Annotated in this window: 9 protein-coding genes and 1 pseudogene; all 10 read right to left on the reverse strand. The window is 34.2% G+C overall.

The annotated features are described in order from the left end of the window. Positions 1 to 12: 12 nt before the first annotated feature. Complete coding sequence (locus ACFWE9_RS15985; protein WP_377357675.1) at positions 13 to 1,002, reverse strand: DUF3427 domain-containing protein; 990 nt, start codon at positions 1,000 to 1,002, stop codon at positions 13 to 15. Between the two features lie 68 nt (positions 1,003 to 1,070). Continuing rightward, positions 1,071 to 2,822 (reverse strand): DEAD/DEAH box helicase family protein, encoded by a 1,752-nt coding sequence (locus ACFWE9_RS15990; protein WP_377357676.1) that lies wholly within the window; start codon positions 2,820 to 2,822, stop codon positions 1,071 to 1,073. 502 nt (positions 2,823 to 3,324) lie between these two features. After that, a pseudogene (locus tag ACFWE9_RS15995) lies at positions 3,325 to 3,651 on the reverse strand (IS3 family transposase); the annotation flags it as partial. Between the two features lie 235 nt (positions 3,652 to 3,886). Then, a complete protein-coding gene (locus ACFWE9_RS16000) occupies positions 3,887 to 4,078 on the reverse strand; it encodes a hypothetical protein (RefSeq protein ID WP_377357677.1) in 192 nt (63 codons plus the stop codon). Between the two features lie 167 nt (positions 4,079 to 4,245). Beyond that, complete coding sequence (locus tag ACFWE9_RS16005; protein WP_377357679.1) at positions 4,246 to 6,600, reverse strand: Ig-like domain-containing protein; 2,355 nt, start codon at positions 6,598 to 6,600, stop codon at positions 4,246 to 4,248. Positions 6,601 to 6,675: 75 nt separating this feature from the next. Then, the gene (locus ACFWE9_RS16010; RefSeq protein ID WP_377357681.1) at positions 6,676 to 6,870 is read right to left on the reverse strand and encodes a hypothetical protein; all 195 of its coding nucleotides are present in this window, start codon (positions 6,868 to 6,870) and stop codon (positions 6,676 to 6,678) included. Between the two features lie 217 nt (positions 6,871 to 7,087). Continuing rightward, the gene (locus tag ACFWE9_RS16015; protein ID WP_377357691.1) at positions 7,088 to 7,456 is read right to left on the reverse strand and encodes a DUF4274 domain-containing protein; all 369 of its coding nucleotides are present in this window, start codon (positions 7,454 to 7,456) and stop codon (positions 7,088 to 7,090) included. A 151-nt stretch (positions 7,457 to 7,607) separates the two neighbouring features. Continuing rightward, positions 7,608 to 7,919 carry a contact-dependent growth inhibition system immunity protein gene (locus ACFWE9_RS16020; protein ID WP_377357683.1) on the reverse strand — a complete coding sequence of 104 codons (312 nt, stop codon included), beginning with the start codon at positions 7,917 to 7,919 and terminating at the stop codon, positions 7,608 to 7,610. 155 nt (positions 7,920 to 8,074) lie between these two features. After that, a complete protein-coding gene (locus ACFWE9_RS16025; RefSeq protein ID WP_377357685.1) occupies positions 8,075 to 8,419 on the reverse strand; it encodes a tRNA-Val4 in 345 nt (114 codons plus the stop codon). 21 nt (positions 8,420 to 8,440) lie between these two features. Continuing rightward, positions 8,441 to 10,168, reverse strand: coding sequence for a T7SS effector LXG polymorphic toxin (locus ACFWE9_RS16030; protein ID WP_377357687.1), 1,728 nt, complete (start codon positions 10,166 to 10,168; stop codon positions 8,441 to 8,443). Between the last annotated feature and the right edge of the window lie 166 nt (positions 10,169 to 10,334).

Below are 10,334 nucleotides of genomic sequence, written 5' to 3' on the forward strand. Positions count from 1 at the left end.
CAAATGAGAAGACTATACTCTTTTAGTGAACTCAGTATATAAACTAGCTGGGACTTCATTCTCTAATTCCATTGTAACGGTAATTGGTTTTTCCCCTACATATTCCACCGTGTTACCCTTTCCGATATAAATATAAGGTTCTGTCTTTCCATCTATTTCTTTATACTTTCTAATAAATAAATGTAAATGAATCCCTCTATCCTGGTTGAATACAATATTCTTTCCTCTTTCAGAGGTTGGGGCTGTACTATTTGGTGTCTGCCATTGAAAAATGCGTTCGTTTATAAATTCATCGTGGTAATTAATGCTCTCTTTAATATTCTCTTCCTTATGTAAATCAATAAACAAGAAATAGTCATTTCCATTCGAAAGGAGACCAGAACCTCTAAAAGCACTGTGACTTTTGCGATAATTTGATAGTAATGCAGCATCACCCATTTGATATTGCTCATATAGCTTCAAATGCGGTACACCATAATAGTCTTCTTTGAATTCCTTTTCATATCTAAAGACTCCATAAATAATAAGATCCTCGATATATGCTCTATATTCGTCATTCTGTAGCACCTTTTCATAAGTTGCTGTTTTAGATAGATGACCATTTTCAAGAGTGAATAACTTAAGGTTCCTCTTTTTCTGACCAGGATCATAAAAATCCTGATTTAGACACTGAAAGGCATGCAATACGCTATCTTCATCTACCTCTTTAACCAACTTCAATATCTCTTGTGCGGCGGTTTCTAAAGAAATCTCATCATGCTCCAAGAGATATTTAGCAATAGCAAATTCATACACTCTCTTTAGAGGTAGCTTACTCGATAATTCCCTTAATACACCTTCAAAAGCTTCGTCTAGTAATACCCTTTTCAAGGAATCGTCTTTTTCTACCTTAGCTACAAATTGCAAATATATTTTTTCGCGGTTAATAAACTTAATCGGATCTGGAGCACCATCAAATTTCATATAATCCATTAATAATAAAGGAATTTTACCTTGATTCATTTTCTTAAATTCAAAGTACTCTTCCTTCAAATACTTGAGTGAATTGAAGTTTTCCTTATCAATCTGCGCTAATATGCGTTCTCAGAAATTTTATCCATTTGAATATGCGTACAGCCTGGAATATTGGCAAATCCCGTTGCAATAGCAACCTTTAAGCTTTCTTTATCATAATAACGACTACCATTTAATGCGATGGCTATTAAGAACGTTTTACTATGATTGCCGATAAAATCAAGGACGGTTAGAAAACTCTTGTCTTTATGTTTACGAAGTCCCCGCCCTAGCTGTTGAATAAACACGATCGGAGAATTAGTAGGTCTTAACATTAATACGGTATTTACAGAAGGAATATCGACACCCTCATTAAAAATATCAACGGTGAAAATAAATTCTAAGTCATCATGGTCATCTTCTAATCTACTTATATAATGTGATCTCAGCTCGACTGAGTCATTTCCAGATAAACAGATACTTTTAATACCCCTAATATTAAATTCTTGTGCCATATATTGTGCATGTTCAACGGTTACACAAAACCCTAGACCTTTTCTTTTTTCACCGTCATGGCCGTAGAAATTCATATTTTTAATAATAAAGTCGACTCTCTCGTTAACCTTTAACCTCTTCGTTATCTCCGCTACATCATCAATATCTACATCACTTAAATCAATTCCCTCAATGTCGGTAATACCAAAATAATGAAAGGGAATCACCAGTTCATCCTCTAAAGCCTCATGTAAACGAACCTCCAAGGCAACATTATTATCAAATAAGTCAAAGACATTATGTTGATCGCTTCTCTCTGGAGTAGCTGTCATTCCTAATGTAAATTTTGGTTCAAAATATTCTTGCACTGCTTGATAGCTAGGACTTGTTGCATGGTGGGCCTCGTCAAAAATAATATAATCAAACTCATCTCGTTTAAATTCCTCGTAACATTTAGACATAGTTTGAATGGTAGAAAAAATATAATCAGCATTTTTTTGCTTTTGATTCCCAGTCAGTAATCCAAATGTCAGTTTTTCATTAGGAAGGAGCTTTTCAAAGGTCTCTTTTGCTTTTTTTAATATTTCTTCTCTATGTACAATAAACAGTAATCTTTTAGGCTTGAATCCCTTTACGTCAAAAGCAGACATATACGTTTTACCCGTACCTGTTGCTGCTATAACGAGAGCTTTCTTTTCCCCAAACGATCTAATTCTTTCAAGGTTTTCAACCGCACGTTTTTGCATGTTATTGGGAATGATATATTCAGAGCTTTCATAAATAAATTGCTGAGTATTCGTATAGCCCTTTAATTTACACAGAAACTCTTCATACTTACTAATAAAGTTATCATCCGCAACGACACTACTATTCCATAATCCATCATATTCCTTTAATACATCTTTAAGAAATTGAGCATCCTCTTTAGCAATAATCTCAACATTCCACTCAATATTACTCTTGAGGGCGCTTTGAGTAATATTAGAAGAACCAATAATCACCTTATAACTTTCCTTTAATTCAAAAATATACGCTTTCGTATGAAAACCAATCGCCTTATCTGTTTCAAAAATTTTCAAATGAATATTACTAAACTCATTTATTTTCTTTAAAGCTTTCGCTTCAGTAAAGTTCAGATAAGTAGAAGTAATAATCTTCCCCTTTACTCCTCTTTTTTCCGCGTTCTTGAAAGTATCTAACATCAGCTGAAGACCACTATAATTAATAAAAGCTACGCTGAAATAAAACTTTTCGCACTCATTTATAGAAGAGATTAATTCATTTAATAAATTACCCTTGTCTGAATTGACAATTAGCCTTTTCTCGATGATCATGATTTGCTCCTGACTGTATATAAATATGAGAAAGTTTTAGATTTCAATACATTGTTTAATTTGTCCAACTTTAATGTTAGATAATGATAGCATAGAATTTCCCATACAAAAACAGCTAACAACCTCAGCTGCTTTAACAATCATTCCAAACATTATTTATCACTCTTTACTTCAGTTACAAGGTAAAAAATTAATGTTCACTTTTTTAGTTCTTTTGTTTACCATCACTTGTGATACGGTTCACTGTGATGTATCAAAGTGAGGCTTTTACTCCTCAAAGAAATCTAAATCCATTTTCTTTACTACATAAACATCTTCATTAGAAGTCAATAGATTCTACATAATTTATTGATTCTATAGAAAATCTAGTAGTAGTAATCCAAATACCTTAAGAAGCTTTTTCCCTACTAAACTTCCTAAGAATTTTTCAGGTCTAGAAATCGTTGATTCCACTTCCCTCTTTTCGCTTGTAAATTAATCATATCAAACCCAAGTACATCTTCTCATATGCTCTTTCTTTTGCTTCATAGTAGTAGGTACTTCTGGGAAGTTTTAGGACTTTACACATTACTGATATCGAGTATTTATGTTGATTGTTTTTGATCACATATACTTTCTTCCTCTATTAGCACAGCTTGCGTTAAAATGTCTTTCCCCATTTGCAGTTGTTTTAGTTGCTTACGGAGTTCTATTAGTTCTGAGTCTTCTGATGTTCGATTATCATGTTCTTTGAAAGAACCAGAGGTTTTATATTGAGATATCCACTTATCTAGAGACGATAGTGTCAGACTGTACTCCTGAATATATATAACTGTACCATTTGTTGCATAAATTCTTGAGTAAATGTTCTACCTCTCTTTTGATAATAGTTGATGCTCCTCGATTATTAACTGTAATCTACTTGACCTTAAAATATCTGTCCAACTAAGTGTATCCTATCCATATATAACGAAATGAAGAGATGCACGATTTCCGTGCATCTCTTCATTCCGTTATCATATATGGAACTACCATTTTTACTACTTCTGAATTAACTATCTCTGTTAAATCATAGAAAAAGCGATCTAATCTCTGGTCAAGTCAAGAGCTTGATATGCTGACTGGTACTTCCCGCCATCAGCAACTTCTGAATGATATAAAGCCTTAAGTGCAAAATTTTTCTCTAGATTGTGATCTTTCATTAACACTTTTAATTGCGTTTGTAATTCCATATTATCTTTCATTAGCTGTTTCATTTGCATTTTGAAGTACTTCATATAATCGTTCTTCCTTTCAGGTGCCGAACTTACTCATTAATATTCCATTTACTCAATTTTTCTATCATCCACCGTTAATCCAACCTAATGGAATATCCTCTAACACCTTATTTTGCACATTATCTTTACGGGTCACTAGTAAATAGATAAAGAACAATGAAAAAAAATCATTTCACTTGTACTTTCGCAATTTTACTTTTATTCTTGGCCTTATCTACAGCATAGAAACTTAATATCCTATCTTTTTTTTGTTTTGGTATAGTGATGCTAACATTACCTTTTGAATCCACAGTGCCTTTCTTTACATAGTTGCTGCCATTATAAATATATACGGTTGCAGCTTTCTCAGCTTTGCCTGTAATCTGTTTTGTCTTCGTCGTTATTTTATTAATTTTTGGTACAGCTGGCGCCTTGCGATCAATTGATTTGACTGTAATTGATTTTGTCATTTGGTTGCCTGCTACATCTTCTACAATAAATGTGTATTTTCCATTTTCATTTACTTTATAAGTAGTTTTGGCCGTTTGAACATACTTACCATTCTGTAGTTTGATACGCTTAATACCATTTTTGTCAGTTGCTTCTGCCGTCAGTATAACACTGTGTTTCGTAGGTGCTGTTGTACTCACTTTTAGTGTTATTTTCGGTTTAACCTTATCAATATTCGACACCTTTACCGAGCGCTCAAATACATTTCCTACATAATCAAATACTTGAAATGTATACGTGCCATTTTCTATTGCTGTAAACGTCATTTGAGAGTCGTATTTGATGCCGTATTCTGGATAAGCGATATAATCAATGCCACCATTATCCTTAGCTGTAATATCAATTTTGACATCCTGATTTGTCCACGTTTTCTTGTTCACCTTAAACGTTGCAGTTGGTATTTCTTGATCATCCACTAAGACATTATATCTCGACACTTTTTCAGAGCCCACATCAGCACCAGTACTTTTTGCTCTCACAATCATTGTATATAGACCATTATGACTGGGTTGCCATGTGTAGCTCGAAGTATTGCTGAATTTTTGAAGAACGGGTCCCGAACCAGCATCCCCTTCGACTACATAATAAAGGTATTGAGGTTTATAACCACCCGTTGCTTGTGCAGTAAAGAAATATTTCCCCGAAACCTTTTTATCATCTATTTGAAGAGTTAGTTTTTCTATTTCAGGAATAATTGTTTTGAGTTGAAATTTAAGACTTTTCGCCAGTTGTTCTCCTTTGTAACCTGTTAGAGCGCTGTTCGATATCGTTAACGTGTAATTGGAAGCATCTTGTAGCTTCTGAGTAGGCGTAATCGATAATAATCCATTATCCGATGAAATTTTTATTGGAACTGGACCCTCTGGCCCCATTAGCTTAATTTCACTCGTATCTTTTAGATTAATATGTTGATTAAACAACACTTCGAATGCCGTGTCTGTCGGGAATTTTGTCATACTAGTTTTTAAATCATTCATAACAGGCTTATTTTTACGATCATAGCCATTACGATATTGTTGCGTGAAAATACGTAAAGTTTCAGCTTGAATATTTGAATTTACCGTTAAAGTATGATCTCGAATCATCATCAGCCCATTCTGATAGAAAAGCTGATTTGCAACAACACCATTTTGAAGTGTGTATAAATAATTATTCGTATCGTACTTGTACACATCGATACCACCTGTAGCTCTTGCTGCGAACGTTAATTGATCTTTTTTACTAAATGCCAAATAGCTATATGCCTGATCGAATACATATTTTTCTTTAAATAAATTAGGTGCAGTTGCCTCAATATTGAATGCAACTCCGCTATTGTACAATCGCAATCCATCTGGAGAAATTTGGGCCGTTTTATTTAATTTATAATCACCTGTATACAGCGAAGAATAAATATCCAAAATCTTGCCTTTTGCTATTTTAAATGATGTAATTCCAACTGGACGTACCGTACTTGGAATCGTATAAAGTTTAGAATCCACGACATTGTAATAAATAACAGAACGCTCGGACATTATTGCCTCGGCCTGGCTATTATATACTTCGGTCTCTGTCGATAAATCATATACTTTCATATTATTATGCTGGCCAGAACCGGGTGTAATATAGATAAAGCCATCTTGATCGACAGCAATATCATAGGGATCTGCATCCACATCGATTAAATGATTAAAAGTCAAATTATCTAAATTAACAACCGCAATTGCACCTTCATATGGGCCAAAATTATATTTATCATGCGTAATTTTTGGTTGCGTTACATATAGATGATTTTGGTAGATGTCCAAGCGCTCTGCCGTATACGGTAAAGTGAGCGTTTGGATCTCACCCGTTTTATAATTAACCGCATATATTTCTTTGCTGTCCACTTTTGTCATATAAATAGTGGAGCGTTCCGAATCCATCATTGTATCAAGGGGTGTAAAACCCAAATCGAATTTCCGTTCTGCCGCATGGGCTTCCCTACTCAAATCCATTGCTATCAAAGCCAAAAACAATAAAAGTATCCATACAGTGCGTATTAAGTACTTCAAAAATAGCCCTCCTTAAAATGTAGCTATAGCATTATATCATTTTAAGACATATAGAATAGTAAAATTTTCAAATTTTCAACAAAAATAAAAGGACACAGATAAGGATACCACTTCTAAGTTCTCTGCTAACTGCTTTAAGTCATGTGATGTAGTTTTTTCTACAGGATTCCATGTAATATAATCTTCTTCGTCAACTTCACCTTCATAAATTATTGAATTAACATCTTCAGTCACTGGAGTCTTAAATAAGAAGTCCATTCCTTCATCCACAAGCTCTTGTCTCATTCTGAATTATTGGCCCATTAATTTCTTAATAGACAAAGATATCACCCTTTTCGATTATTAAACCCATTTCAAAAATTTTATACACTAATAGAATAACAACCTAAAAATCGATCTCATCTATAACTTAAGGTGTAATTTTGAACTCTAAATAACATAAAAAACCTTGAAAAGCTTAAGCCAATCAAGGTTTAAAACATTTACATTATAGTTTAGGAATGTCAACCACTTCGCCTGGTGATTTATTAATAAGAATATCAGGAATGTTTGGGTTATTCTTTTTCAACTTATACTTTTGAATTTTTGTTAATTCAGGGTCAAAGGAAATATTCTGAGATTTAATATTAAAGTTTATAAGTTTATTATAAATTTCATTCAAAAAATCTTTCCATTCCTCTAATGAAGAACTTGAAACTCCATCAGAATTTTCTAACATACGATAGCCTTCTGCATAATGAAATATTAGTAAACCCGTTCCTAAATCACAAGCTTCGTTTTCTAAAATAACTCTTGGTATGTCAAACCCACTATTCCAATTATAATTTGCAGCAAAATAATAAAGGGTCGTCTGTATTCGTTAGCTCACTGATTATATAGTCATAATCTGTATTATAAAGTAACTGTTCAAGGCAACTAATAATTTTTTTATCCACAGTAACTCACCTTAATTTCAATAATTTTAAAATTACTATTATACATAACTAATAGAAGTGATAAAATCAAACTCAACCTATTGATATTTTTTTAACAGCTTCTTTTATTTGTTCAATTACTTGATAGAGCCACTGAAGTGGTTCTAAATCAAGAGATGGAAAGTACACACCATCTGCACAAGATTGAATGTATTCATTCTTTTCTATATCTGAATACTCACTTACTATAAAATCTGTTAAAAAGACAATAGCAGATTCCAAAAACTCTTTACTTTCCTCTGTTAATAATTCTTCTAATCCCTCTTCTGGAGATTCAATATCCTGATGAAAAGTTCCAGCCAAGAACTGAAAAACAGGTTCTTCTAATTTGTTAGAAGACAACATAAAATCACAGACTTTTGTATTAATTTGGATAACCAGTTAGAATATAATCCCCTTCTTGAGCTTTTCCGTTCCTTTCTTTCGGCCTTTAGGGGATGTGGATTACATAAAGATATATTATTTTGGATACCCCATTACTTTATTTAGATCTATAAAACTTAATTCTTAGGTTCTTTGTATCTTTCTGGAATTTTGTTTCTCCATATTAGCATTAGTTCTTTAAATTGTTCAGTTTCCATTTCATTCTCATTTGGCTTATCGAAGATATAAAAGTGGTGAAGAACCGTCGTATCTTTTTTTATCAAGACACTGGTAGCATTCCCTTCTATTTCAAATTCATCGTATTCACCTTCCATTACTTTACGAACAATATTAATATACTCATCCACTTCTGTTTCAAATACAATATCTTCAATGAAGTCTGAGAAAAGATTAATTTCTTGTGGTAGGATTATCCTTAGATAGCCTAATGGGTTTCTTTTAAATTCATACGAATATTTCATTAGTTAATTATCTCCCGATATTTAATTTTTATATAAAGGAAATGCAGTAGCTATTGTCCCATCACGGTTTAAGTACATTCCAATATCAATTCCTGATGAAGTTCTGCCAACATATCTATTTCCATCTTTTATTTTGTTTTCAAAAGCCTCGTTAATAGCGTTATTCACCTTCACTCTGTCCCAATCTTTTGGAAAGAAAGTTGACTTTGCAATCTTCATTACTCCATTTATTTCTACCTTAGCTCTATATACTCCGTTGATATCTGGAGCTTCTTCTGTACCTGGAACTATCTTACCACCCATCATACTCTCGTGATGATAACCAACAGCCTTCCCACGTCGATTAATCTCACCATGATAAACATGTCTCATAGTATCTATAGTAAACTTGTTTTCACCGTTACCACTAACCTCAGACTCAACTCTCGCCATTGAAATTAACTGTTCTTTTAATCCAGTACTATTAACCACATTATAAGGTACTCCCCCTGCCAAAGACAGTTGGTTTTTTGGATTGTATGGTAATAGGTTAGGGATAGAGATTAGTTCTTTTGCCTTTGTAACGCCTTTTACTGCAGCCGCTTTTGTAGTGGCTACCCCAGTCTTCGTTATGGCTCCAGCGCCTTTTGTTCCTACAACTGATGTGACGACTGTTCCAAGGGCATAAGTTACCCAATGAGACCGCGAATAGGCATCGCCATTTACCATATCCCGTTCATAAGAGTCGGAGATGGATTTGGATATATATTTATAGGTTTTTATCGGGTGCATGATCGAATTTGCTACACCTTCAACCGTTTCCCCGGGATCTGTGACGAAGTCCCAAACTCCTGTCACGAAGTCTTTACCGACATCATACAGGCCTACGCCGATTCCTTTTGCAATGTCTGCCGTTTGCTTGGACGCTTCTAGCTGCATAACATATTGCTGGTGGGTCGGCTCTAAGTTTTCATATCCGATTTGCTTGGCGATTTTGAGGAACTCATCTGGATCTGTTACATGAACGAGTTGTGCCTTCAATTCTTTGATCCGGCGATTCTCTGCTTCCTCTTTCTTAACCTTCAGATATTGCGCGGTCTCTTTTTTCCTAACTTCTAGGTTTTTATAGGCTTCACTATTTTTATAAGCTGTTGCATTAAAATAGAGAGGGGATACTACTCCTCCTCTTGTACTGGATACTTTCAATTGCTCCATGAGTGCCATCACTGCCGCTTGGTCCGCTTCGGATTTAGCATATTCAGCCGTCCACTTATGATCAATCTCGTTTACTTTGTCTATCGTTTGGTTCCGTTTCCTTTCAGCTTTCTCCATATTCTCAAAGAACGCATCATCGGAGAAAGGTTCTAACTGAATGATATCATCAATTCCAGCCAATATTTTTTTCAGATCATTTTTTTGGGCTGTGACCATTTCCTTGGAATTTCCACTGGCGCTTTCCAGCTCTTCCTCTAAGAAAGGGACCGTAACCACGGTTTCACTAAGGTTCGCTTCGATTGTATCTCCTTGAATTCCACTTAAAAAGGCAACATGCCGATTGATCAGACGCAGCCAAGAATCCACGACATCAATCTGAGCTTTGTAAAACCCTTTAATGGCCTCTGCGCCTTGACCCTGTAGCTCATCATCCAAATGAACGATACTCTCAAATCCTTTTTTTAATTCCGTGAGCTGTTCTTTCAGGTCCTTATATTGTCCGAAACGCGTTTGCATGGCAGAAACTAGTGTTTGAGATTCGTAAATCATAGACATTATAGAAAGTCCTTTCAACTTCTTTTCTAATAACTTGATTTCATTTGTATGTAATAATTTTATTTATTGTTAAATTGTGGATTAAATATATTTTAGAAGAGTTTCTTCATTTATTCAAGAATTAACAAGATAAGTGGCTCTTTTGTTCCAAAATCAATAAAAAAAG

The organism is Peribacillus sp. NPDC060253, assembly GCF_042727425.1.
GTDB lineage: Bacteria > Bacillota > Bacilli > Bacillales > DSM-1321 > Peribacillus.